Source organism: Priestia sp. TGN 0903 (assembly GCF_050846855.1).
Classification (GTDB): Bacteria; Bacillota; Bacilli; order Bacillales; family Bacillaceae_H; genus Priestia; species Priestia zanthoxyli.
The window spans coordinates 302,930-326,155 of sequence record NZ_JBOZGL010000002.1; the positions used below are offsets into that span (position 1 = coordinate 302,930).

General features: G+C 38.6%; 26 protein-coding genes. 20 read left to right on the top strand and 6 right to left on the bottom strand.

What is annotated here, in order from left to right; genetic code table 11:
* Positions 1–45 precede the first annotated feature (45 nt).
* Positions 46–1,107, bottom strand: a complete 1,062-nt coding sequence (locus ACRPLY_RS07900; RefSeq protein WP_028415113.1) for a DUF2515 family protein — start codon at positions 1,105–1,107, stop codon at positions 46–48.
* A gap of 117 nt (positions 1,108–1,224) precedes the next feature.
* Here ACRPLY_RS07900 and ACRPLY_RS07905 point away from each other — a divergent pair, with 117 nt between their 5' ends.
* The 5 genes from ACRPLY_RS07905 (at position 1,225) to ACRPLY_RS07925 (ending at position 4,508) form a co-directional block, all read left to right on the top strand.
* Complete coding sequence (locus tag ACRPLY_RS07905; RefSeq protein ID WP_323873956.1) at positions 1,225–1,479, top strand: hypothetical protein; 255 nt, start codon at positions 1,225–1,227, stop codon at positions 1,477–1,479.
* Positions 1,480–1,485: 6 nt separating this feature from the next.
* Positions 1,486–2,319: a serine/threonine protein kinase gene (locus tag ACRPLY_RS07910; protein WP_047749946.1), complete on the top strand. Its 834-nt coding sequence runs from the start codon at positions 1,486–1,488 to the stop codon at positions 2,317–2,319.
* A complete protein-coding gene (locus tag ACRPLY_RS07915) occupies positions 2,306–3,076 on the top strand; it encodes a sporulation protein (protein ID WP_028415111.1) in 771 nt (256 codons plus the stop codon). Before ACRPLY_RS07910 ends, ACRPLY_RS07915 begins: the two co-directional genes overlap by 14 nt.
* A gap of 235 nt (positions 3,077–3,311) precedes the next feature.
* Positions 3,312–3,938: a phosphatase PAP2 family protein gene (locus tag ACRPLY_RS07920; protein ID WP_028415110.1), complete on the top strand. Its 627-nt coding sequence runs from the start codon at positions 3,312–3,314 to the stop codon at positions 3,936–3,938.
* Positions 3,939–4,184: 246 nt separating this feature from the next.
* Entirely contained in the window at positions 4,185–4,508 is a 324-nt protein-coding gene (locus ACRPLY_RS07925) for a hypothetical protein (protein ID WP_013058713.1), read from the top strand.
* Positions 4,509–4,559: 51 nt separating this feature from the next.
* Here the strand turns inward: ACRPLY_RS07925 and ACRPLY_RS07930 are convergent, their stop codons facing one another.
* Positions 4,560–4,712 (bottom strand): hypothetical protein, encoded by a 153-nt coding sequence (locus tag ACRPLY_RS07930; protein WP_013058712.1) that lies wholly within the window; start codon positions 4,710–4,712, stop codon positions 4,560–4,562.
* Positions 4,713–4,906: 194 nt separating this feature from the next.
* Between ACRPLY_RS07930 and deoD the strand changes: the two genes are divergently transcribed.
* Complete coding sequence (gene deoD, locus ACRPLY_RS07935) at positions 4,907–5,611, top strand: purine-nucleoside phosphorylase (protein ID WP_013058711.1); 705 nt, start codon at positions 4,907–4,909, stop codon at positions 5,609–5,611.
* Between the two features lie 214 nt (positions 5,612–5,825).
* Positions 5,826–7,274 (top strand): SulP family inorganic anion transporter, encoded by a 1,449-nt coding sequence (locus ACRPLY_RS07940; RefSeq protein WP_323873958.1) that lies wholly within the window; start codon positions 5,826–5,828, stop codon positions 7,272–7,274.
* Between the two features lie 245 nt (positions 7,275–7,519).
* On the opposite strand, the gene ACRPLY_RS07945 is transcribed toward ACRPLY_RS07940, so the two are convergent.
* On the bottom strand, positions 7,520–8,686 hold the full coding sequence (locus ACRPLY_RS07945) for an FtsW/RodA/SpoVE family cell cycle protein (protein WP_014458560.1): 1,167 nt from the start codon (positions 8,684–8,686) through the stop codon (positions 7,520–7,522).
* 666 nt (positions 8,687–9,352) lie between these two features.
* On the opposite strand from ACRPLY_RS07945, the gene ACRPLY_RS07950 reads away from it, so the two are divergent.
* The 12 genes from ACRPLY_RS07950 (at position 9,353) to ACRPLY_RS08005 (ending at position 19,592) form a co-directional block, all read left to right on the top strand.
* Positions 9,353–9,898 carry a hypothetical protein gene (locus tag ACRPLY_RS07950; RefSeq protein WP_047749948.1) on the top strand — a complete coding sequence of 182 codons (546 nt, stop codon included), beginning with the start codon at positions 9,353–9,355 and terminating at the stop codon, positions 9,896–9,898.
* A 158-nt stretch (positions 9,899–10,056) separates the two neighbouring features.
* Positions 10,057–10,512 (top strand): transporter, encoded by a 456-nt coding sequence (locus ACRPLY_RS07955; RefSeq protein ID WP_116739483.1) that lies wholly within the window; start codon positions 10,057–10,059, stop codon positions 10,510–10,512.
* A gap of 140 nt (positions 10,513–10,652) precedes the next feature.
* The gene (locus ACRPLY_RS07960; protein ID WP_014458563.1) at positions 10,653–11,279 is read left to right on the top strand and encodes an FMN-dependent NADH-azoreductase; all 627 of its coding nucleotides are present in this window, start codon (positions 10,653–10,655) and stop codon (positions 11,277–11,279) included.
* Between the two features lie 134 nt (positions 11,280–11,413).
* Entirely contained in the window at positions 11,414–11,611 is a 198-nt protein-coding gene (locus tag ACRPLY_RS07965; RefSeq protein ID WP_372452798.1) for a hypothetical protein, read from the top strand.
* A gap of 234 nt (positions 11,612–11,845) precedes the next feature.
* The gene (locus ACRPLY_RS07970; RefSeq protein WP_098999610.1) at positions 11,846–12,343 is read left to right on the top strand and encodes a PTS sugar transporter subunit IIA; all 498 of its coding nucleotides are present in this window, start codon (positions 11,846–11,848) and stop codon (positions 12,341–12,343) included.
* A 37-nt stretch (positions 12,344–12,380) separates the two neighbouring features.
* The gene (locus tag ACRPLY_RS07975) at positions 12,381–13,208 is read left to right on the top strand and encodes a PRD domain-containing protein (protein WP_028415104.1); all 828 of its coding nucleotides are present in this window, start codon (positions 12,381–12,383) and stop codon (positions 13,206–13,208) included.
* Between the two features lie 178 nt (positions 13,209–13,386).
* Entirely contained in the window at positions 13,387–14,766 is a 1,380-nt protein-coding gene (locus ACRPLY_RS07980; protein WP_028415103.1) for a sucrose-specific PTS transporter subunit IIBC, read from the top strand.
* A 505-nt stretch (positions 14,767–15,271) separates the two neighbouring features.
* The gene (gene yidC, locus ACRPLY_RS07985; protein ID WP_014458568.1) at positions 15,272–16,090 is read left to right on the top strand and encodes a membrane protein insertase YidC; all 819 of its coding nucleotides are present in this window, start codon (positions 15,272–15,274) and stop codon (positions 16,088–16,090) included.
* A gap of 101 nt (positions 16,091–16,191) precedes the next feature.
* Positions 16,192–17,397 carry a TolB family protein gene (locus ACRPLY_RS07990; protein WP_224980521.1) on the top strand — a complete coding sequence of 402 codons (1,206 nt, stop codon included), beginning with the start codon at positions 16,192–16,194 and terminating at the stop codon, positions 17,395–17,397.
* A 35-nt stretch (positions 17,398–17,432) separates the two neighbouring features.
* Positions 17,433–17,942 (top strand): GNAT family N-acetyltransferase, encoded by a 510-nt coding sequence (locus tag ACRPLY_RS07995; RefSeq protein WP_098999613.1) that lies wholly within the window; start codon positions 17,433–17,435, stop codon positions 17,940–17,942.
* 119 nt (positions 17,943–18,061) lie between these two features.
* A complete protein-coding gene (locus ACRPLY_RS08000; protein ID WP_033579865.1) occupies positions 18,062–18,904 on the top strand; it encodes an ATP-binding cassette domain-containing protein in 843 nt (280 codons plus the stop codon).
* 1 nt (position 18,905) lies between these two features.
* Positions 18,906–19,592 carry a hypothetical protein gene (locus tag ACRPLY_RS08005; RefSeq protein WP_028415100.1) on the top strand — a complete coding sequence of 229 codons (687 nt, stop codon included), beginning with the start codon at positions 18,906–18,908 and terminating at the stop codon, positions 19,590–19,592.
* 27 nt (positions 19,593–19,619) lie between these two features.
* Here the strand turns inward: ACRPLY_RS08005 and ACRPLY_RS08010 are convergent, their stop codons facing one another.
* The 3 genes from ACRPLY_RS08010 to ACRPLY_RS08020 form a co-directional block, all read right to left on the bottom strand.
* Complete coding sequence (locus ACRPLY_RS08010) at positions 19,620–20,438, bottom strand: glycerophosphodiester phosphodiesterase family protein (protein WP_155010511.1); 819 nt, start codon at positions 20,436–20,438, stop codon at positions 19,620–19,622.
* A 128-nt stretch (positions 20,439–20,566) separates the two neighbouring features.
* Entirely contained in the window at positions 20,567–21,190 is a 624-nt protein-coding gene (locus tag ACRPLY_RS08015) for a class F sortase (RefSeq protein WP_028415098.1), read from the bottom strand.
* The gene (locus ACRPLY_RS08020; RefSeq protein WP_033579867.1) at positions 21,187–21,996 is read right to left on the bottom strand and encodes a DUF4397 domain-containing protein; all 810 of its coding nucleotides are present in this window, start codon (positions 21,994–21,996) and stop codon (positions 21,187–21,189) included. The genes ACRPLY_RS08015 and ACRPLY_RS08020 overlap by 4 nt, the downstream gene beginning before the upstream one ends.
* A gap of 260 nt (positions 21,997–22,256) precedes the next feature.
* On the opposite strand from ACRPLY_RS08020, the gene ACRPLY_RS08025 reads away from it, so the two are divergent.
* Positions 22,257–23,147, top strand: a complete 891-nt coding sequence (locus ACRPLY_RS08025; RefSeq protein ID WP_013058693.1) for a YitT family protein — start codon at positions 22,257–22,259, stop codon at positions 23,145–23,147.
* The last annotated feature ends 79 nt before the right edge of the window (positions 23,148–23,226 follow it).

Below are 23,226 nucleotides of genomic sequence, written 5' to 3' on the forward strand. Positions count from 1 at the left end.
TCTGTAACGACGGGGAAACTCGTCGTTTTGTTTATGAGACAGCGGTTATGAAAAAGGATTAGCAGCTTTTATAGCGGATTGCACTTTTATATGATGCTGAAGGGGAATTTTTTTAACTGAAGAAGCGGGAATAGAGTCAAGAAGAGAAAATATGCTTTCGTCTTCAAACCAATCTTCTTTTCTTAAAAAAAGATGTACGCGGTCTCCCCAGCTCATAGTTAAAGTCGGGCTATAGAGCTTTTTGGAATGAGTTCTGTCATTTGTAAATATATCTGAATTATAATCGCTTCGAGACCCTGTATGAGGGTGTTTAAGGCTAAAGGTATAAATAGCATCATGCAAGTTTGAATAAAAAAGAAGAACGTATAGGGTTTTTCCCACTTCAATCCGTCTTATCACAGACTCAAAATGGTAGACTTTCGTTCCACATAAATCAATTTTATTACCTGAATAATAGGGAAAGACGATTTGAGTCATACCGAGAAAATTTTGAGTGTGAAACTGCCAAGAGTTAAGAACATCACGCTGAAACTCTTTTTTAAAGAGAACATTTTTTTCGATATGATACTGTTCGTTCACAATCAGGGCTATTGATAAGAGCGTTTTGTTTCTGTGCTGCCAAAAGTCATTCCAAACAGCTTTCATAAAAGAAGATATGTGAAAGGCGGGGAGTAAATGAAACAGATTGCTGTTTTGCTCTTTGCTTTTTTCATAGAGTAACAGCTGAGCGTAAGCATCATGAAATATCGCTGAGTTGGAATGTTCTAAAAACAAGAAGTATGCGTGCTGTTTCTCTGATGAAAGCAGGGATTTTATTAAGGTAGTGGAGAGATCTGTCATATAATAGCCGCCGTTTCGTGAAACTAAGTGTGCTAAAAGAGCCCAGTGAATTTCAGGGTGTTTTTGATAATAGTCCAAATAAGCTTGTGTACGTGTAACATTGTTTTGATTAGCTTTTTTTACTTTTCTTCGAATTTCTTTAATCCATTTTACATCTTCTCCAATAAAAGAGAGCGGGAGAATAGCAGGAGGTTTGTGCTGCATCATCTGCTGCAGACGAAGAACATCCTCCAATCTAATGAGGGGATTTGTGTCAGTAGAAGTCATGTTAAGCCTCCTTTGAAACGTTTAACTATTTTAAAAAAGGGTAAGGGACTTTTTGAAACCTTTATAACATTTCGTACGTATAAAGGGTAACAAATGTTAAGAAAAGAGGTTTTCTTTATGTTCAGAAAAATATTTGAATCATTAACTGGATCTAAACATCGCCGCTACAGCAGCAGTGATCGACACTACCGAGGTCCACGCCACTACAGCAGCAGTGATCATCATCACAGACGTCCGCGTCACCATAGCAGCAGTAGCGATTATAAACGAAGCAAATATTATGACAGCCACAGTCATTCAAAATATGGTCATCACCATTACAAGCGTAAACGCAAAAGCGGAAGCTTCTTCTCAAGCTTTTTCTCAAGTTGATTTGGAATGAAAAATCGAATGTTCAAACACTTTCATCGCTGGCTAGTTGACCGTCCTTTTAAAAAAGGAACAGTCATTTGTGAGCGCTATGAAATCATAAATGTACTGGGAATGGGGAGCTATGGTATAACATATGTTGCTAGTGACATTGTGCAACAAAAAGAGGTAGTAATAAAGCAGCTCCGCAAAACGAAGCAGCGCACGCCTCAGGGGCTGAAGTCTTTTCATTATGAAGCAAAACTGCTGTCTCAACTAGATCATCCTCAAATTCCTTCGCTGTATGAAGCTGTTGAAATAGATGAAGGGTGTTTTCTAGTGATGGAGTTGATTCAAGGAAAAACGTTTGAAGATTTAATTTTTGAAGAGAAGCGCGTATATACAGAAGAAAAAGCGCTTGACATTTTACTTGATATTCTAAAAGTAGTTTCCGTTATTCATGAGCAAGGAATCGTTCACCGTGATCTTCGTATTCCAAACATTATTGATGTTAACGGGACCATCTATGTTATTGACTTTGGTCTTGCAAGATTTTTGGGAGCTCATGAAGAAACAAGCAGCCTTATAGAAGAACAGCAGTTTATGAGACAAACATCGGTTGCAAGCGATATCTATGCGCTTGGTCATTTTCTTTTATTTTTATTGTATTCTGGTTATGAGCCGACGGATAAACAAGAAAAAAGCTGGGAACAAGAGCTAAGCTTGTCGGCGCCCATTAAAACCATCATTCAAAAAATGCTGAGAGCAGATGAAGCGTATGAAAGTATTAAAAGTTTACAAAAAGACATTTATGACTATATAAATAGTAAGAACTCGGGGAGGGAAAAGCATGGCGCTATTTAATAAAGCGTTAGCCCGCATTGGAATTGGTGCAGCGCGAGTGGATGCTAAGCTTGTCAATGATGAATTTCGTGCTGGTGAAACGATTGAAGGGATTGTTGAAGTGTACGGCGGAAATGTTGAGCAGAAAATTGACAGCATCTATCTGCGTCTATTCACAACCTATGTAAAAGAAAGAGACGATAAAAAATACAAGCAGGACATTGAACTTAATACGTTTAAGATTAACGACCCGTTTACGATCCAACCATCTGAAACCAAGTCTATTCCTTTTACCTTTCAGCTGCCTGATGATACGCCTGTTACATTAGGGAGAACCCGAGTGTGGGTGGCGACGAGCCTCGATATTAAAGATGCGGTTGATCCGTCGGATATTGATCATGTAAAAGTGCTCCCTAACCTTATGGTAACAAGCACAATTGAAGCGATGGAACAGCTTGGCTTTCGCTTGCGCCAAGTCGAGTGCGAAGAAGCTCCTCGCAGGATGAGAAAAAGACTTCCTTTTGTTCAAGAATTTGAATTTGTTCCAAGCGGTGGAGTGTACGCTGGGAAAGTAGATGAAATTGAAATCATCGTGCAGCCGAGCGGCTTACATGACTACGATTTATTTATAGAAGTAGATCGACGAGCCAGAGGGTTTGGGGGGTTTTTATCTGAAATGCTGGATGCAGATGAGTCGCTCGTTCATGTTCATGTTTCTGAAAAAGAAATTCCTCAGTTAAAAAATAGATTAACCAATATTATTTCACGCTATAGCTAACGTGCATAGCTCTCCTTTATTTTTCGTATATTAAAGACAGTAAAAAGAAAGGAGAGAGGTATATGCCGCAATCAAAACAAACGAAAAAAATAAATGCAAAAGAGGAATTTTCGGCTGAATTTGTCGTTCATCAAGCTCCCAAGCCGGAAGACTATATTCAGCCAAAACGTGTGAATAAGTAAAGCATGTAGCACGCTACATGCTTTTTCTTTTAATAGGTTGGAGGAAATAAAAAATGGTAAATCGCACTACAAAATATTCTCTATTTATTGTATCGCTTTTAGCTTTCTTTTTACTCATTTTATTTACGTTTAATACACCTTGGGTGAAACAGCTTGACTTTAATGTACTTCATACCATTGAAGGATGGAGGACGGATACGTTAACACCCATCATCATATTTATAACAACTGTAGGATCTTGGTATGTCACTGCGCCAATATGGTTTGCCATTATAGTATTTCTTCTTTATAAACGAAAAGGATTGCTCGCTTTATATATCACGCTTGTTTTTTGGGGAGTTCGCGCTTTAAATTGGGGATTGAAGGAGATTTTTGCAAGACCAAGACCTGATTGGAGTCAAGTCGTTCCCGCCTCTCACTATAGTTTTCCGAGCGGACATGCCATGAACTCAATGGCGTTTTACAGCGGAGTGCTTTTGTTAATATGGATGTATACAAGAAGCAGGGCTATTAAAACGGCAGCTGCATGCGTAATTGCTATTATTATTTTATTAATTGGATTTAGCCGTTTGTATTTAGGCGTACACTTTTTAACGGATATACTAGCAGGATATTGTGTAGGACTTGCTTGGTCATTAGGAGTCTACCTCCTTTCTAAGCGCCTATATAACCAAAAATAGGAGCAATGGTTACATTTTTTTCGTTAATATTTCATTTTGTTTAAGTAGGTCTATTGATTCATCCATTCAAAAACAACTAATGATAAAATGGGAAACAAATATTTTATGTACATGTTTAATAAGGAGAAACTAGTAATTTCGACAAAAAACGTTTTGATTCGATAAAGGATTTTCGGATTTTATCACTAATTATATAAGAATACATGACGTAAAAGAGTAAATACTTGCTTTTGGGTGGAGGGAAGAATGTTGAGTGTGTGGACCACAATAAAAAAACAATTTAATATTAGCACAGAATATGATGTAACCATTATGCAAACAGAAGAAAAAGGCGAAAAGCGCGGATATAAGCCTGTCCATCGTCTAACGATTACAGCATTCGATCATCAAGACGCTGCAACACAAGTATTTCAGATGTTTAATATTGCTGATAATTTGCCAAAAGATTGTGATGCGAGATTTATTAGCACAGGCGATATTTTGTTAATTGATGAAGGTACTCGAGGGAAGTATTACTACAAGCTATGGACAGACGGATGGCAAAAAGTGAATCGCCTGCATGTACGTTAAACATAAGGTAAAAGCGACCTATCTGGCCGCTTTTTATTTATATGTTGACTCTTAGTAATCACGAGTATGATGACCAGGGCCATTTTTTCGGTTTGTTGCTGAATATTCATCTCCATGGGCTTCATGTTCTGCTATAATTGCTTCTTTTGGAATGTGATTATTCTTTTTAGGCGAATTAATTCGGTTGCGATGTTTTTTCCCCATACATATCACCTCAGCTAAAGTTAGTAAATCCCTTGCGCTATTAGCGTACCCTTATATAAAAAGACATACTACGCCATTTTTTGGGCAGTATGTCTTTTTATTTTTGACGCATAATGTTAGAAGTAAATAGACATGCAAGGGATACAATATGGTATAGTGAAAGCGTAAGATTTTTTACATATAGGAGGTACGAAATGAGCGTACATATTGGGGCAAAACAAGGTGATATTGCAGAAACAATTTTACTTCCAGGTGATCCACTTCGTGCAAAATACATTGCAGAAACGTTTTTAGAAGATGTAACTTGCTATAACGAAGTGCGCGGTATGCTTGGATTTACAGGAACATATAAAGGAAAGCGCGTTTCTGTTCAAGGAACGGGAATGGGTGTACCATCGATTGCTATTTATGTAAATGAACTAATGAATGAATATGGTGTTCAAAACCTAATTCGCGTGGGTACATGCGGAGCAATCCAAAAAGATGTAAAAGTACGTGACGTTATTTTAGCCATGTCTTCGTCAAGTGATTCACAAATGAACCGCGTTAAATTTGGTCCTATTGACTACGCACCGACAGCTAACTTTGATTTATTAAAGCGCGCTTACGATGCAGGTGTTGAAAAAGGCCTTCAGTTAAAAGTAGGAAGTGTATTTACATCTGATCAATTTTACAATGAAGACGGCCAGCTAGAAAAATTAGCAGCTCACGGCGTATTGGCAGTTGAAATGGAAACGACGGCTCTGTATACGCTAGCCGCTAAATACGGCCGTAATGCTTTGTCGGTTTTAACAGTAAGTGATCACATCTTCACTGGTGAAGAAACAACGTCAGAAGAACGTCAAACGACGTTCAACGATATGATTGTTGTTGCGCTTGAAGCAGCAATTAATGAATGAACATAATTTCATTTATTTGCTGAATGGAAGCGAAATGCTGCCGCGTAACAAATAAAAAGACGAGAAGCAATCAAGCTTCTCGTCTTTTTATTTGTGAAAATTAATTGTTTCCAAATAGGAAATTGTATGGTACGATTTGATACGTTAAAAACGGCCTTGATTTTCGTGAAAGTCGAAAATCGTATAAAAAATTCATAAGAGGTGATAAACCATCATGATGGCAAGTATTAAACAGCAGTGGTTTTCAAATGTTCGAGCAGACATTTTGTCAGGGATGACAGTTGCTCTTGCGCTTATTCCAGAAGCCCTTGCTTTTTCCATTATCGCCGGTGTCAATCCTATGGTGGGTCTGTATGCATCTTTTTGTATGGCAATTGTGATTGCTTTTACAGGTGGAAGACCAGCTATGATTTCAGCTGCAACAGGAGCAATGTCTTTATTGATGATTAACTTAGTCAAAGATCACGGCATTGAGTATTTATTTGCAGCTACTGTTTTAACCGGAATTATTCAAATTTTACTTGGTGTTTTGAAAGTAGGAAGGTTTTTATCATTTCTTCCTCAAACAGTGATGATTGGCTTTGTAAATGCGCTCGGTATTTTGATTTTTACCGCACAGCTTCCGCATTTTGAAGGAGCAAATTGGATGATGTACGCAATGGTAGCCGGAACGCTGCTCATCGTCTACTTATTTCCGCTCATGACCAAGGCAATACCATCTCCGCTTGTTGCCATTGTCTTGATGACGATTGTAGCGATTGTCTTTCATTTAGATTTAAAAACGGTAGGAGATATGGGGAATATTACGCGTTCGCTGCCGGTTCTTCACTTTCCAAAGGTTGATTTATCAGTGGAGACACTGGTCATCATTTTACCTTATTCGCTTCCTTTAGCGATTGTAGGTCTACTTGAATCTATGCTAACGGCAACGGTGCTGGACGAAATTACAGATACGCCTTCGAATAAAAATAAAGAAGCGCGCGGTCAAGGCATCGCTAATATTGTAACAGGTTTCTTTGGAGGAATGGCTGGCTGTGCCATGATTGGACAATCTATGATTAATGTAAAATCAGGGGGACGTGGAAGGTTATCTACCTTAGTCGCCGGAGTCTTTTTATTGTTCTTAATTATGGTGCTTGGCGATGTTGTTAAACAAATTCCAATGGCTGCTCTTGTAGGCGTTATGTTTATGGTAGCTGCCGGTACATTTGATTGGCAGTCCCTTAAAGACTTAACGAAATATCCGCTATCGGATGCCATTGTAATGGTTGTTACGGTGGTTATCGTATTGTTTACACATAACTTAGCATTAGGAGTAATGGTAGGTATTGTTTTAAGTACGATTGTATTTGGCTGGAAGATGGCTAAAATCAAAACAACTTCACAAACAGAAGGTAATACGAAGCAATACAGAGTTTCAGGACAATTATTTTTTGCTACCATCAGTTTCTTTATGGATGAATTTCAGTATGAAACAGACCCAGATACCATCATTATTGATTTTAGTTCTTCTCATATATGGGATCAATCGGCCGTGATTGGCATCTCGAAAATTATCGATAAGTACGAGCGATTGAATAAAAAGGTTATTGTAAAAGGATTAAATGAAGAGAGTAAAAAAATCGTTAGGCAGATTGGCTTAACGTCGCTGTCGAACAAGTAAAAAAGGTGTGCAGTAGCACACCTTTTTTACTTGTTTCGTTTTAGTAGCTGTATGAGCCAGGTGGAAAAAGAAGTTGTAGATGAGGGTGCGGATGTCTGTTTTAACAAAATAGCATAGGCTTTGCGCCGATATTGGTAATCAAGCATGCATATCTACTCCTTTCAAAACAGTTTTTGAAAGCGTTTTCTTTATTGTAGCATGCTTAATAGGGAGATAAAAGAAAAAAGAGAGACCATTGTCTCTCTTTAATCATTTCCAAACATATAGCGTTTGTGATGCCATGAGATTCCAAACATCAGACCCATTGCAAACATGTTCCCCATCAGTGAACTACCTCCATATGAAATAAAAGGAAGTGGAATTCCGGTAATAGGCAAGACTTGAATGGTCATACCGATATTTTGAAATACGTGGAACGTAAGCATTGAAATAACGCCTACACATAAGTAAGAATTGAATTCATTTTTTGTTTCAAGCCCTAGCTTGATCAAGTAATAAACGAGTACGAAGAAAAGACTAATAACAATGCTGGCGCCTATAAAGCCAAACTCTTCTCCAATAACCGCAAAAATAAAGTCGGTCTGTCCTTCTGGCAAATAGACAACTCCATTTCCGATCCCTTTACCGTTTACCATTCCTGACCCAATCGCATCTAACGATTTCTTTAAATGATAGCCCTCTCCCGAACTATACGACTCAGGATCAAGCCAAGAATAAATACGTCCAAATTGGTATTGCTTAACCCCTAGATACTTTTCTAATAAGTTAGGTGCATAAACAACAAGTCCCAAAATAACAGAACCAACCGCTGTAATACCTAAAAACGCAGGCGCGATGATTTTCCAGCTTACGCCTGAAACAAATACAAGTCCAACTGTGATTGCTAAGAACACAAGAGCGGTACCTAAGTCAGGCTGCTGCATGATTAACAATAAAGGTAAAGCAAGTACAGCGCCTAGTTTACCAAGCAGTAAAAAGTCTTCTCTTACTGTTCGGATACGATATTTTTCATTGTGTTTAACAATGACCGTACTCAGTGTGATAATCAAAAACACTTTCATAAACTCTGATGGCTGCAACGAGAAGCCGGGAAGTGTGAACCAACTTTTTGCCCCGTTAATTTCTCTGGCAATACTTGAAGGAGCCACTAGTAAAAGAAGCAATAAAAAGTTCCCAAATCCATAAAAAACCCACGTTAGCTTTTGAAGCTGATCGGAGTCAAAACGCATGACAAATCCTATAATCACCATTCCAATAATATAAAAAACAACTTGTTGCGCTACGAAGTTCTTATCATACTGCCCAATTTTTTCAGCACTATGGATTGCCACAACGCTTACGCAAAACAATAGGAAGATTAGGAAAGCCAAGTTCCAGTCAAATCTACTAACATTTCTTTGATTTTCACCCATATTATTCACCTGTCACTATTAAATCTCATTCTTTCTTTATGATAAAAGAAAAATGCTGGTTTTTAATGCAAAGTCGATTAATGAAGAGTCGCACTAACCCCGCTTTGCAGTTTTTGCTTTGAATATAGACTTGCTAAAAGTAAGAAAAGATATGTCGCAAGCTGCGTTACCATACAGCCTTTTATTATACATGAATTATTCTATAACATAAATAGGAGAAATGATAACAATTTCTTTTTTCTAAAAACTCTATTTGTAAGGATTTATTCAATTCATCTTCTTTATCTCCTTAAAGGTTAATATGAAAACATATTATAGGAATTTATCTTTTTTTGCACGTGAAAAGATAAAGAAACATGTATATATATAACGAAAGAAAGGGGCAAATAGTTTCATATGAACGACTGAAAAATTCTAAACTGCAAGGACTAAATCTAGCAAGCTATACATATGAATAATAGTAAAGGTAAGAGAAAGTGTTCTACACTATCTTTTTCTACATGCAGACATTCAACTTCTTAGCTCCCTACAAGTAAACAGTCATAGTCTACTTTCTTACTGATGAACGTATGGAAGGCATAGGGTAGATTACCGAATAAGAGACACAGGATATTAGGAAAATAATAGATAGAGATTAATAGAATCATAACGTAGAGAGGTGTGTTTATGATTATAGGGGCAAGTTTGACAGCATTTTTATTATTATGGTGGACAATTTTTTATAGCGGGCGCTACCATCATTATGTTTCAGAGCCTGTTGGCAAAAGAATTTCCCTTCACGTAGGAATACATGTTACCTTAGTGGTTGGAGTGAATGCATGTCTCTGGCTTGAGCAGCCGCTGCTTTTTTCTAGCATTTTAGCAGGGTGTGCAGGACTAGGAGCCGGATGGTTTGTGGGGATTCCTTTTTCGGTAAAAAGTATTTTAAGCGGAATAATGGGGGGCATAGGAACCGGTGTTAGTTTTTATATCTCTATGAGTATGTGGATAGATCAATTTAACTCGCTGTCTTTTTTATTGATAGGAACGAGCGTTATTTTTAGCGGAAGCTCGTTATTTCAAGTGTTAAAATCGATTCCGTCATTTGAAAAGGTACTGGTGAAAAGGTGGGTTCAACATCCTTTTCTGATAGCGCCTATTTTGATTACCGTATTTTGGCTGTATAATTTTATTGAAAAATATTTTCCGCAAGCAGATCCAACACGCAAGTAGTTTCCGTGTTGGATTTATTATTTCTTCGGGTAAGCCTCCTTTAAGCTCACCAAGTTTGACATCGTTCCATTAGTCTATAGAAGGTAAAAGTAGACATTCACCTATCTTCATTATGATGCATATTGTAACGTAGCAAGCATTATAAAGGGGGAGTGCGTATGTATCCATATCAATACGATCCACGTTTTCAAAATTTGTTTCCACCTGGAGGAGGCCAAGGCTTTCCATCGTTTCCACCTGGAGGAGGAGGTCAGGGCTTTCCGCCGCCGCCACCTGGAGGAGGAGGTCAAGGCTTTCCACCGCCACCACCTGGAGGAGGGGGCCAAGGGTTTCCGCCGCAGGGAGGGGCGCAGCCACCTTCAAGTCCGCCGCCAGCTTTTACACCTACACCAAAGCTAGGTTCAGGAGGTCCATCGCTTTATGCTGTTGATCCAGGCGCTATTTCAGGATGCTTATACCGATACACCTATATATGGCCGAGAAATGGTCGACCTTACTGGTTTTACCCAACCTTTGTAGGCAGACGCTCAGTTGCAGGATATCGCTGGACAGGATCTTTCTGGGTGTATGCAGGGGTAGATGTAAATCAAATTCGAGAATTTCAATGTATATAAAACTCCGCTTGCGGAGTTTTTTTGTGCGAAAAGGTTGACGCATAAAAAATGGCGTTATATAATAAATCTCGAATTAAAGATAATTTGTTTAGTAATATCTCGAACTGATGATAATAGACACTTTTTAGGAGATGACATTTATGGCAAATGTATTATATGTAAAAGTAAATCCGCAGGTTGATGAAGCATCATTTTCAACTCGTTTAGCACAGGTTTTCTTAGATGAGTATAAAACAGCAAACCCGACTGATACAGTGACAACGCTTGATCTGTATAAAGAAACAGTTCCATTCATCGATGGAGATGTTTTAGCAGCATGGGGAAAAGCTGGAGCTGGTGAAGAATTATCAGCTGTTGAGTTAGAAAAAGTAACGCGTATGGGTGAATTAGTAGAGCAGTTTTTACAAGCTGACAAAGTTATTTTCTCAGCTCCAATGTGGAACTTAAGTTTCCCTCCACTAATGAAAGCATATATTGATAACATTTTAATTGCAGGAAAAACGTTTAAATATACTGAAAATGGTCCAGTAGGATTAGCTTCAGATAAAAAGGTAGTATTACTAGAAGCTCGTGGAGGCGTGTATTCAGAAGGCCCTGCGGCAGAGCTAGAATTTACTCAAAGCTATTTACGTACAGTAATGGGATTCATTGGTGTTCAAGATTTCCAACTGGTTGTTGCAGAAGGCATGGCTTACACGCCAGCAGAAGCAGACAATATTCTAGCAAAAGCATCTGAAAAAGCAAAAGAAGTTGCGTCAACGTTCTAATCTCAAGAGGCTGGGACAAAAGGATTTTAGACGAAGTGAAAAACGAACCACTGATCAAGATGTTTGATTAGTGGTTCGTTTTTTTTTGTTACGGTGAACGTAGGTTTCATGTTTGTAAGTCTTTCTAGCAGTTGATGGGAGGGCAAGCCGAAGACTCCTGCGGGAAAAGCGGAATAGGTGAGACCCCACAGGAGCGTATGCGACGAGGAGGCTCAGCATCCGCCCGCGGAAAGCGAAGTCTTGCACGGAAATCAACTGCGGTGTCAAAAGCGGTTCGGCTCATGTATACGAGTTATTCGTCTTTAGATTGGATTCATTTGTTTATGTCTTAACCTCTTTTTTAGGGTTAAAATTCAATATCCACCCTTCAGAAGATGTAGAAAGGGTTACATAAAGTGCAGCATAGGGAACGTGCTTCTTATAAAAGCGCTTATACATTTTTATTTACAAGATAAAAAAAGCATGGTTAAATAATGACCATGTTAATGTACCATCAGGATAGGGGAAGTTTTTCTGCAGAATCATTGGGGTATGCTACAAGTACAATCTAAAAAAGGGTGATTGAGATGTTTAAAAAATTATTTGGTAATAAGACAAAATCAAAAGAAACAACCGTTCTAGCTCCGCTTTCAGGTAATATCCTGCCAATCAGCGAAGTGCCAGATCCAGTGTTCGCACAGAAGATGATGGGAGACGGTTTTGCAATCGAACCTTCAGAAGGACAAGTTGTTTCACCCGTTGCTGGGGAAGTCGTTCAGCTTTTTCATACAAAACATGCGGTAGGCTTAAAAACAGAAGCCGGTACAGAAGTATTAATACATATCGGCCTTGAAACAGTGGCAATGGAAGGCGAAGGATTCGAAGCTCACGTAACACAAGGTGACAAAGTAAGTGTAGGAACACCTCTTATTACATTTGATTTAGCGCTTATTCAAGAAAAAGCGAAAAGCATTATCACACCAATTGTTGTTACAAATAGTGATGCAAGTGAAAGTTTCGAAATTTTGGCTCAAGGGACGGTTCAAAAAGGCGAAACTGCTTGTGCAAAAGTAACGATGAAGTAATAAGCAAGGCCTTTTCCTTTAAGAAAGGAGAGCGCATTTGAAGATTTTAAAAGTGTTAAATAACAACGCCGTTGTCTTTAAGGAAGGCGGAGTTGAAAAGATTGCGATGGGTCCCGGCATCGCTTTTCAAAAAGGTAAAAATGATCTTATTAATGCTGCAAAAGTGGAGAAAGTCTTTGTCATGAAAGAAGAACAGGAAAAGTTTCAAGAACTATTAAAAAATCTTCCTGAAGAGCATATTCAAGTGGCGGAAGAAATCATTTCGTATGCTGAGCAGCAGCTTTCTGCTACGCTAAGTCATCATGTGCATATTGCTTTGAGCGATCATTTATCCTTTGCTGTCGAAAGGATAGCCCGCGGAATTTCCATCCAAAATAAATTGCTTAATGAAATTAAATCACTCTATCAGCCTGAGTATGCAATAGGAGTGTGGGCTCTTCAGCATATCAAAAAGAGGTTAGACATCACGATGCCGATTGATGAAGCGGGATATATTGCGCTTCATATTCATACGGCGAAACTGAATTCACCAGGAATGCAGCAGCTCATGATGAATACAACGATTATTAATGAAATGGTTACGATTATAAAAAAAGAGCTGAATATGGAGATTGATGAAAACAGCATGTCCTATCAGCGTCTGCTGACTCACTTGCGCTTTGCGTTAAATCGTTTAGCGCAAAATGAACCTTTTCATGAGATGGATGAAGAGATGCTCGACGTATTAAAAGTCAAATATAAAAAATCGTATCAGTGTGCTGAAACGATAAAGCAATTTGTCAAAGAGGAGTACGACATTAATTTTCCAGAAGCGGAGTTAGGCTACATCACGCTTCACATTTGCCGAATAGAGCAAAGAATATAGAAAAAAGCATTGACGAATATTGTTGCATTGAGTACAATGAAAGCGTATTAATTGAATAATCGGGATTGTGACTGGTAAAGCAGGCAAGACCTAGAATGCGCATAAAGGACAAGTGTGTCTTTTATAAGCGTGTTTTAGGTCTTGCTTTTTTTATGACATACAACAAGGAGGAAGTAAGATGGACGTAAAAGAAATTGCTAAAAAGCTTGTTCCGCTTTTGGGAGGAAAAGAAAATATTGCTAGTGCCCAGCACTGTGCTACGCGTTTGCGCCTCGTTATTCGAGATGAAAGCAAAATCGATCAAAAAGGTTTGGATGAAATAGAGGATGTAAAAGGGGCTTTTTCAAATTCAGGACAGTTTCAAATCATTTTTGGAACCGGTCTCGTTAATAAAATCCACGCTGCTTTTGTTAAAGAATTAGGCGCTGAAGAGGCTGCTGCCCCAGTAGATCACCAAGAAGAAATGAAGAAGAAGATGAACCCATTTGCCCGTTTTGCCCGCATGCTTTCCAATATTTTTGTTCCGATTATTCCAGCCATTGTAGCAAGCGGTTTATTAATGGGATTGCTCGGTATGATGAAAGCGTTCCACTGGGTCTCAGAAGATAGTGCGTTATTTGTTTTATTGGACATGTTCTCAGGCGCAGCATTTATCATTTTACCGATTTTAATCGGGTTTTCAGCTGCAAAAGAATTTGGTTCAAACCCTTATCTTGGAGCGGTTATCGGAGGGATTTTGACGCATCCGATGTTATTAAATCCATGGACATTAGCAGATGCTAAGCCAGAATATATGGATTTGTTTGGCTTAAGTATTCCGCTGATTGGCTATCAAGGTACGGTCGTTCCAATTTTATTAGCTATTTACGTGATGAGTAAAATTGAAAAGGGCCTGCGGAAAATTGTGCCGAATTCGGTTGATTTACTTGTTACGCCTTTTTTAACTGTTATTATCACGGGCTTTGTGTCACTTGTGTTTATTGGTCCTTTCGGCCGCTATATTGGAGATTTAATTTCCATTAGCCTTCAGTCTCTATACGATGTAGCCGGAGTGTTTGCAGGAATTTTGTTTGGTGGCTTATATTCAACCATTGTATTAACAGGCCTGCAGCATAGTTTTCATGCTATTGAAGCAGGGCTGCTTGCTAACCCGAAGATTGGTGTTAACTTCTTACTTCCTATTTGGGCCTGCGCGAATGTAGCGCAAGGAGGAGCAGGGCTGGCTGTTTACTTTAAGACGAAAAATGCCAAAACGAAAAAAATTGCGATTCCGGCGGCTATTTCTTCTTTCTTAGGAATTACAGAACCGATTATCTTTGGCGTCAATTTACGGCTTCGCAAGCCATTTATTGCTGCGGCTATAGGCGGGGCAGCCGGGGGAGGCTACGTTGTACTTATGCACGTAGTAGCCAATGCATACGGACTCACAGGTATTCCAATGATGGCAATCGCCGCACCGCTTGGTATGAGCAATTTAATTCACTATATCATCGGTATGATTATTTCTGTGGGTGTAGCATTCGGCGTTACGTGGTTCATGAAACTAAAAGAAGACTGAGAACCAGCGCTAAGCATACGAGAATAGAGAATGGTATTAGATTTGCTCATCATATTTTATGGTGAGCAAATTTTGTGTCGTAAATATGAAACTTTTTAAAAAGTAATACGTAGAACAGTCAAAGAGATAAGTTGATGTTGTGTAACAGGAACGTAAATGCTACACTACATATATTGGATTGTACTATTATAGTCAGAAAGAGAGCTGGCACATGGAATTTTATCACGATCTTTTTCTATATGCGCCGTATTTATCTGCTTTCGTTTTATACATCCTTTGTTATTATATGCTTCGTGAAGCTAGGTTTACGGCTTTTCATGCGGAACCTGTCACTGACCATGTGAATGCAGGGATCGATCCTTCAGTATTAACGATATGGAAAAGACGAAATGTATTTATACATGTGTATAGAAAAACACCAGTTAAAGAGAAGAATAATGATGAAGAAGATCCTTTCCTTCTGAAAAACACTTCATACATTTAGTCATTATTAGGAGGAAAGAATATGAAAAGAAATAAAAAATTATTATTGCTTGGTTTAATGGGAGCGCTTCTTTTAGCTCTAGCCGGCTGTAGCAGTACAAAAACACCGGTTACGGCTACAAGTGGCGGATTCTGGGATCATTATTTTGTTTACCCTTTATCTATGGCATTAACGAAAATTGCTGAGTGGGCAGGCGGAAGCTATGGTCTGTCTATTATTATTGCGACGGTTATCATTCGTTTAGTTCTATTGCCACTTATTTTAAAACAGCAAAAGAGCACGATGGCTATGCAAGCACTTCGTCCAGAGATGGAAAAGATTCAAAAGAAATATGCTGGTAAAAAAGATCCGGAAACACAGCAAAAGCAGCAAAAAGAAATGATGCAGCTTTACCAAACGCATAAAATTAATCCGGTTGGCGGATGTTTGCCAATCTTTATTCAAATGCCTATTATTATCGCATTTTATAATGCCATTGCACGAACGCATGAAATTGCGCAGCATTCATTCTTATGGGTAAGTTTAGGAAAGCCAGATCCTTACTTCATTTTACCGGTAGTTGCAGCGATTACGACATTCTTACAAATTCGTGTAAGTATGACGGATGAAATTCAACCTCCAATGAAAATGATGATGAACATTATGCCAATCTTCATCTTAGTAGCGGGAATTTCACTTCCATCTGCTCTTGCACTATATTGGGTAATTGGTAACTTATTCGGAATTGGACAAGGTTACTACTTGAAAAAACGTATGAGTTTATTAAAAGAAAAAGATGCGGCCAATAATGCAGCACAAGCTAAAACAAAGCCATCACCAAAATCTAAGTCAAAATCATAATATACAAAAAGCGCAGCTATCCGCTGCGCTTTTTTATTTTTTCAAAAATGTGATGAGATGAGGAGATTTGTGTAACGCTATAAAAAAAGACAGGAGTGAACATGGTGAAAAAAATAGCGTTATGTCTGCTTTTTCTTATGTTGTTCCCTATGCAAATAAATGCTGCCAATACAGTGAAGGTCAGTTTTATACGGCAAGGAAACCTATGGGTATATGATAACGGTACCGAAAGGCAGTTATCCTATGCCCGTCATGCCTCTATGCCTCAATGGTCATCACATGGAGATATAGTTGCGTATGCAGAAAATGATTCTTTAATGATTGCACCGTTAAAAGGAAAACCGCTGCTTGTTGAACATGATGTGACTCATTATCAATGGTCACCGGTTGCCGAGGAGCTTGCGTATATTTCGAATGGAATCTTAGTATATTACAACGTTAAAACGCATGAAAAGAAGCGTGTAGCCATAGGAGTTGATCAGTTTTCATGGTTTCCGGAAGGAGATCGATTTTTAATTACGTCAGCTGCTGCGCTGGCGCCCACGGGATGGGGACCGGTAAAGCTATATACAGTGAGCAAATATGCAGGGTTAGATGTGAAAAAAGTAGAGGCTTTTACGACGCTGCCAGCAGAAAATGATTCATTTTTTGCGTATACAACAAGCAGCTTTAAATGGTCTCCTAACGGTCAATGGATTAGTTTTATCGCTATTCCAACGGCTTCGATGTCTGCAGATGCAAATAAGCTGTGCATCATTACAAAAGAAGGAAAAGCTTTTCAAGTGGTGGGAGATATGCTTAATGTACCCAATTGGTTTAAGTGGAGTAATGAAGAGCAAGTACTGGCATTTATTAATGGAGAAGGAAGATTTGCCACCGAAAATAAAAAGTTCACTTTAAAAGAGATGCCCGTTTTTAAAGAACATGTGTTTACGCCAAAAGGCTTCGCAGATTGGGATTTCACTTGGACAGAAAAAGATAACATCATCATTTCACGTGTGCCCGAAGCAGGGTGGTCGAATGATGAAAAAAAGAGGCCGCTGCCTTTTTTATATAGCATGAATGTAAAGACAAATAAGCAAAGTCAGTTCACATTTCCGCAAAAAGGCTTAGGCGATTACGCGCCTGTTTATCATAAAGCAACGAATCAAACGATGTGGATTCGTACAAATCGAAAACAAGCAAATCTTTTAACGCGCATAAAAGATACGAAAAATGACAAGGTACTTATTTCAGATTTAGACCTGCCGGGAAATTATTATGAGCTGTATCGGTGGAATGAAGTATTTAGCGTGTACAGTCCTTAATAGCTAATTAAAACATAAGAAACTAAGGTGAAAAGATGAATATACGATTGTTGGCAAAAGAAGACGCTGACGTGTACTTTGAACTCCGTCTTCGTGCTTTAAAAGATCATCCCGAAAGTTTTATTTTAAGTTATGAAGAAGAATATGAAAAAGAAATTGCTGATATCAGAAATTATTTCCCAAGCAGCCAATCAGAATTTGTAGTAGGAGCTTTTATGGAAAGCCAGCTTGTAGGGATTGTAGGGTTTCAGCAGCAAAAGCCTTTAAAAGTTCAGCATAAAGGAGATATTTGGGGCATGTACGTAGCCCCTGAAGCAAGGGGGAAAGGTCTTGGGAAGAAGCTGTTAAAAGCCGCTGTTGAACAAGCTTTTTCCAAAGCGAATGTTTTGCAAATCTACCTAGCTGTCGCTGCTAAAAATGAAGGGGCAAAAGCCCTATACAAAAGCCTCGGTTTTACTTCTTATGCGTATGAAAAAAGAGCTCTTCAAGTAGATGGTGAATTTATTGATGAAGAGCATATGGTATTGTCTATAAAAAGCCTTTGATCATATCAAAGGCTTTTTTGTACGGGAAAAATTTAGCTGAAACGTATAGAGATGGAAGCACATTCCCCATAAATATGCTATGATTTAACATATAGGATTATGGAGAGGCGAGGCAGCGGATGGAAAAACTGATTGAATTAAAAAATGTTGCAAAAGTATACAAAAAACATACCGTATTAGAAAACATTCATACGACCCTTTATAAAGGAGAGACTGTTGCGATTGTTGGAAAAAATGGGGCGGGAAAAAGTACGTTTTTAAAGCTAATTGGCGGATTATCTAAACCGACTAAAGGAACAATTCACCTTGATAAAGAAACCGGTACGCCTGGATTTGTGGTAGAGCAATTTCCTCAGGAGCTGCGTTTTACCCTAGCAGGTTATTTGCAGCACATGGGACGAATTCAAGGATTGTCTAAGAAAAAGCGCAGCTCTAGAATTGAAGAGCTGCTCGAAACTTTCGAAATGGTAGAGTTTAGACATGAAGAAATCGTTTCTTTTTCAAAAGGAATGAAGCAAAAAGTCAACATGATGCAAGCACTGCTGAGTTCTTCTAAGCTGCTATTGCTTGATGAACCTCTATCAGGATTAGATGCGCGTGCTCAGCTAGAAGTAGAACGAATTTTTACAAAGCTAAAAGAACGAGGGATGACCATTGTATTTACGTGTCATGAAGAAAGGCTCATACATGCTGTAGCGGATCGTGTTATCACCATTGGGTCACAGCGCATTTTAAAAAATGAGCGCGTTCAACTCATTGAGCATTTAACGGTTATTGAGGCAAATGTGATTCTTAATAAGCCACTTCGTTTATTAAAAGAAAAGTGCACGAAAATTGAACAGCACGGAAACTACTGGATTTTTTATATAGATAAAAAATATGTAAACGAGTTTCTTGCAGAATTACTTGCTGTTCAAGGTGAAGTTGTAAAGCTATATCATATGGAAAGGGAAGAAATTTAAGATGGGTGCATTGATTCGCTATCATTTTATTACATATATTAAATCGTATCGATATATTCCGCCGCTTGCACTTTATATTATTTCGCTGTGTATGAACTATACATATAGACCGAACCCGGTGCTTGATAGCTTTTTTAATACGGCGCTTTTCCTCTTTTTTCTAACCACTTGGTTTACAATGTCGCTGTTTCACGCGGAAGATTCCAGTCAAGAAGTTATTACAAAACTTCACGTAGGGAAAAAGAATAAGTACTTTACGAGCAAACTTATTAGCTGTGTTCTGCTGTTTACATTTTTATCAGCGGTTTCAATTGCCTATCCCGTGCTGCTTGATATGTTTGAAGTGGATATATCCACTAAGCAAATGGTGTTTGGGTTTATTATTCACTGGACGTTTAGTTTGCTTGGTATGAGCATAGGTCTTGTTTTTACAAGAGATGTTGTAAGAGAAGGCAGCTTATCGTGGTTTGGACCTCTGTTTATTTTAATCATTACGCTTGCAGCGGCAGGCGTTTCATTTCCGTATCAAGGAGGCGGACTGCTGCTGTATGTACTGCCGCCCGTATCTGCAATCATTCAATTTATTAACGAAGGATTAAATAAATTTTTGGTGTTTGGCTGGGCTTTGCTTTATGCCATAGCATTAATTAGCCTGTACTTGTGGCGAGCGAATAGAAGAGATGTATAAAGAATAAACACTTGCCGCGGCAAGTGTTTATTTTTTATGAAGCACGTTATAAAGACGATCCGGGTAATTAGTAAACATGCCGGTTACGCCCCACTCGATAAGTGTTCTCATTTGTTTTTCATCATTTACTGTATACGGGTGGACGTCTAAATCATACGAGCGAGCTTTTTGTACATATGGTTTTGTCAGCGTGCTTGCGTTAGGACCGATGCCGTTCGCGTATGTTTTAATTTGTCTGAACTGCTGATCTGTTAACATATTGGTTTGCTTGGAACGAATCAGTTGAATTAGTTTCATAGTAGGTCGGTATCGATGGACGGTTTTTAAGCTTTCAGGACTAAATGATTGTACAATGACGTGATTGGTATGAATGTTGTACTTAGCCATCAGCGTTAACAATTCTTTTTCCATACCTGGATATTCATGAGGAGATTTTGTTTCAATATAATAGTTTGTTCGATTGCCAAACTTACGGAATATTTCTTCTAAAGTTGGAATGACGGCTTTTTTAGGACCTTTTCCTGCGTTCAAACGCTGAAGCTGCTTCACTGTATACTGTTTTACATATCCTGTTCCATTTGTCGTGCGGTCAACTTTGTAGTCATGAATGGCTACAAGCTGCTGATCTTTAGACATGTGAAGATCAAGTTCAATGTAATCCGCTTTTTGCTGGACGGCCGTGAGATAAGATTGCATCGTATGCTCTGGCTCATATCCTGATGCGCCTCGATGAGCAATAATGGCTACTTTTTCTGCTTGAGTAGAAGCTGCCTGCGTATGTATAAACATAAAAATACCGCATAAACAAAAAGTGAGTGAGCTTACAAACCACCATTTTCGTCTCATATCAAAACTCCTTTTTATTGAGGGGTCGTGCATTAGTTTACCAGCGAGATGTTGTGTTCATATTAAGGCTGTGTAAATATTTAAATAAAACGAACCAGTGTGTAATTAAAAGTAATAAAGGCCGATGTTTAGTGAGAAACATCGGCTGTTTTTTCCGGGCGGAGGCTTGTATAAATAACGAGTCTGCGCTCATGAGTTTTCTGTTTATGATCAAATGTTCCCGTACAGGTGATTAAATTAAGCTGGTGTTGAAAAGTTGGACCGAAAATCTCTCTGATAGGAGCAGACTCTCGGGGGTAAGAAGCTTTATTGGTAACAACAAAGGCCAGCTGCTGACCTTGCTGATCGGTTACAAAAATTTCATCTCCTTTTGTGAGCTTGTCGAGATGATAGAAGATAGCGGGTCCTTTTTGGTCATCAACATGTCCTGCAATGACCGCATTTCCTTCCTCTCCGGGTCTTGCTCCAAGCTTAAACCATGCTACATCATGACCATTATCAGGAACGCTCATTTCACCTTGATTAGTAAGGCCCATTCCTTTTATAAAAGCCTTGATATGAAGCTTCGGAATAATAAGCTGAGATGGAAGAGGTGTAGAAGCGGTCCCTGAAGATTTCAAGGATTGAGCCGATTTTGTTTCAGCCATCTTCACAACAAAATCCGTCGAGCTATTTGCAAATGCTGATTGGGCAAACCAGCTGCTCATGAATAGTATAAAAGAAAAGGTGAAAACCCCTCCTATCCATTTCATTCGCTTTCGTATCCTCTGTGACGACGAACAACAAATATAGCGACCGCTCCAATTCCCAATAAAGTAAGAACAGGCACAATTGAATTATAATTATCCTCTGAAGCACCGCCCATACCGGTTTTTGGCATTTCGGAAGGCATAGCGGTATTATCTTTTAATAACAGCGTTTCAAGGCTGTCGGCTTTGTTAATAGCGAGCACCGTGTAGACCGTGTTGGCTTCTAAATTAAGATTTGGAATTTCCAGTATTTTTTTATTGTCTTGACTAGTTGCGATGGTTAAATCATAAGTTCCGGCATCTACTTCAGAATAATTTGTCATTTGTTTAAAAGCAGTGTCTTTAAACAAAGTAGGGCCGTGATTAATACCTACATTAACAGCGGGAGCATCTGGAGAAAAGTGAGCAATTCGGATTTTACTCTTTCCTTTAGCTACGTTCATATCATCTTGAGCTACTTTTAATTCTAAGTGTGCAACTTGGTTAATAGCAGCAAGGGTATAGGCTTTGTTTGCTTCGACGGTTACATTAGTTGAAATGACAGGTTTTTCTTTTCCTTTTGTACCTATAGCATATACCTCTACTTTATGAGACCCCGCAGGTACCTTAAGGTAATCTGTCACATCTTTAAACGATGCGCCGACTACGATGCTTTGATTGTCCACATATATATCTACTTCAGGTGCATCAGGTGATGCATGCACAACTCGTATCATTGCCTCCTGCACAGCTGCAGAAGTGAAATTATCTGAAAAAGCTAGCAATAAAACTGCGAGTAAAGAAGCAGCAATAATCTTTACACGGTTCATAACGTTTTACTCTCCTTTTAATCTAAGTTTGTCCTGTTAATCCCGTATGAAAAGTGGTCGGGGTGCATTCACTTTTGAACGTACTCGGGCATTTATTCACTTGTTATCATCTACAATTTTATCCAATATATGCATAATTTATTTCATTAGATGAAATTTTTGTAAAAGAGCAGATAAATAGTTTGAATTTTGTGATAATATTAAAATAGAGCGTTTAGTTAGTAATTGATGTCTCTATCACAAAAAGGAGGGGAAGTTATGTGCTGCAAACGAATCATGAAATAAAAAAGGTTGTTCATCGTTCGCTATCAGCTAAAATGATTGTAAAGCGTATGCTATTTATTTTAGTGGGGGCCCTTTTAATGGCCGTCGGGCTAGAATTTTTTCTTGTCCCTAATGAGGTTATTGACGGTGGAATTGTAGGTATATCTATTATTTTATCCCACTTAACGGATGTTCAAATCGGCTTTTATATCTTCGTATTAAATCTTCCATTCTTTTTTATTGGATACAAGCAAATTGGAAAAACATTTGCGCTATCTACGCTATTAGGTGTTATCATTCTATCCATTGCTACCTCTATTTTTCACGACTTGCCGGTCTTAACAGGCGACCCTCTTTTAGCAACTGTGTTTGGCGGAATTGTTCTCGGTGTGGGAGTAGGAATTGTTATTCGATACGGAGGTTCTTTAGACGGCACCGAGATATTAGCTATTTTATTTAATAAGCGTACGCCGTTCTCCGTAGGTGAGACGATTATGTTTTTTAATTTATTTATTTTGGGAAGTGCCGGTTTTGTATTTGGCTGGGACCGCGCTATGTATTCTTTAATGGCTTACTTCATTGCTTTTAAAACGATTGACATTGTGATTCAAGGTTTAGATGAGTCCAAGTCAGCTTGGATTATTAGCGAACAATATGAACAAATTGGTGAAGCAATCCTTGCTCGTTTAGGGAGAGGCGTCACGTATTTAAACGGGGAAGGTGCGTATACGGGAGATGATAAAAAAGTGATTTTTTGTGTTATTACCAGGCTTGAAGAAGCAAAGTTAAAAGCGATTATCGATGAGATAGATCCATCTGCTTTTTTTGCTGTAGCAGCTATTGCTGAAGTCAGGGGAGGAAGGTTTAAGAAACGAGATATTCATTAATGAAGGTTGTCTGCTAATGAGACTGCCCCTTATTATAGCTTACAGCCGAATTTTTAGCTTTCTCTGCTTGATTGTTTGT

Excerpts from the sequence above, each read along its gene's own strand:
- ACRPLY_RS07900 (WP_028415113.1), bottom strand. The coding sequence starts at position 1,107 with ATGACTTCTACTGACACAAATCCCCTCATTAGATTGGAGGATGTTCTT.
- ACRPLY_RS07905 (WP_323873956.1), top strand. The coding sequence starts at position 1,225 with ATGTTCAGAAAAATATTTGAATCATTAACTGGATCTAAACATCGCCGC.
- ACRPLY_RS07910 (WP_047749946.1), top strand. The coding sequence starts at position 1,486 with ATGAAAAATCGAATGTTCAAACACTTTCATCGCTGGCTAGTTGACCGT.
- ACRPLY_RS07915 (WP_028415111.1), top strand. The coding sequence starts at position 2,306 with ATGGCGCTATTTAATAAAGCGTTAGCCCGCATTGGAATTGGTGCAGCG.
- ACRPLY_RS07920 (WP_028415110.1), top strand. The coding sequence starts at position 3,312 with ATGGTAAATCGCACTACAAAATATTCTCTATTTATTGTATCGCTTTTA.
- ACRPLY_RS07925 (WP_013058713.1), top strand. The coding sequence starts at position 4,185 with ATGTTGAGTGTGTGGACCACAATAAAAAAACAATTTAATATTAGCACA.
- ACRPLY_RS07930 (WP_013058712.1), bottom strand. The coding sequence starts at position 4,712 with ATGGGGAAAAAACATCGCAACCGAATTAATTCGCCTAAAAAGAATAAT.
- deoD (WP_013058711.1), top strand. The coding sequence starts at position 4,907 with ATGAGCGTACATATTGGGGCAAAACAAGGTGATATTGCAGAAACAATT.
- ACRPLY_RS07940 (WP_323873958.1), top strand. The coding sequence starts at position 5,826 with ATGATGGCAAGTATTAAACAGCAGTGGTTTTCAAATGTTCGAGCAGAC.
- ACRPLY_RS07945 (WP_014458560.1), bottom strand. The coding sequence starts at position 8,686 with ATGGGTGAAAATCAAAGAAATGTTAGTAGATTTGACTGGAACTTGGCT.
- ACRPLY_RS07950 (WP_047749948.1), top strand. The coding sequence starts at position 9,353 with ATGATTATAGGGGCAAGTTTGACAGCATTTTTATTATTATGGTGGACA.
- ACRPLY_RS07955 (WP_116739483.1), top strand. The coding sequence starts at position 10,057 with ATGTATCCATATCAATACGATCCACGTTTTCAAAATTTGTTTCCACCT.
- ACRPLY_RS07960 (WP_014458563.1), top strand. The coding sequence starts at position 10,653 with ATGGCAAATGTATTATATGTAAAAGTAAATCCGCAGGTTGATGAAGCA.
- ACRPLY_RS07965 (WP_372452798.1), top strand. The coding sequence starts at position 11,414 with ATGGGAGGGCAAGCCGAAGACTCCTGCGGGAAAAGCGGAATAGGTGAG.
- ACRPLY_RS07970 (WP_098999610.1), top strand. The coding sequence starts at position 11,846 with ATGTTTAAAAAATTATTTGGTAATAAGACAAAATCAAAAGAAACAACC.
- ACRPLY_RS07980 (WP_028415103.1), top strand. The coding sequence starts at position 13,387 with ATGGACGTAAAAGAAATTGCTAAAAAGCTTGTTCCGCTTTTGGGAGGA.
- yidC (WP_014458568.1), top strand. The coding sequence starts at position 15,272 with ATGAAAAGAAATAAAAAATTATTATTGCTTGGTTTAATGGGAGCGCTT.
- ACRPLY_RS07990 (WP_224980521.1), top strand. The coding sequence starts at position 16,192 with ATGGTGAAAAAAATAGCGTTATGTCTGCTTTTTCTTATGTTGTTCCCT.
- ACRPLY_RS07995 (WP_098999613.1), top strand. The coding sequence starts at position 17,433 with ATGAATATACGATTGTTGGCAAAAGAAGACGCTGACGTGTACTTTGAA.
- ACRPLY_RS08000 (WP_033579865.1), top strand. The coding sequence starts at position 18,062 with ATGGAAAAACTGATTGAATTAAAAAATGTTGCAAAAGTATACAAAAAA.
- ACRPLY_RS08005 (WP_028415100.1), top strand. The coding sequence starts at position 18,906 with ATGGGTGCATTGATTCGCTATCATTTTATTACATATATTAAATCGTAT.
- ACRPLY_RS08010 (WP_155010511.1), bottom strand. The coding sequence starts at position 20,438 with ATGAGACGAAAATGGTGGTTTGTAAGCTCACTCACTTTTTGTTTATGC.
- ACRPLY_RS08015 (WP_028415098.1), bottom strand. The coding sequence starts at position 21,190 with ATGAAATGGATAGGAGGGGTTTTCACCTTTTCTTTTATACTATTCATG.
- ACRPLY_RS08020 (WP_033579867.1), bottom strand. The coding sequence starts at position 21,996 with ATGAACCGTGTAAAGATTATTGCTGCTTCTTTACTCGCAGTTTTATTG.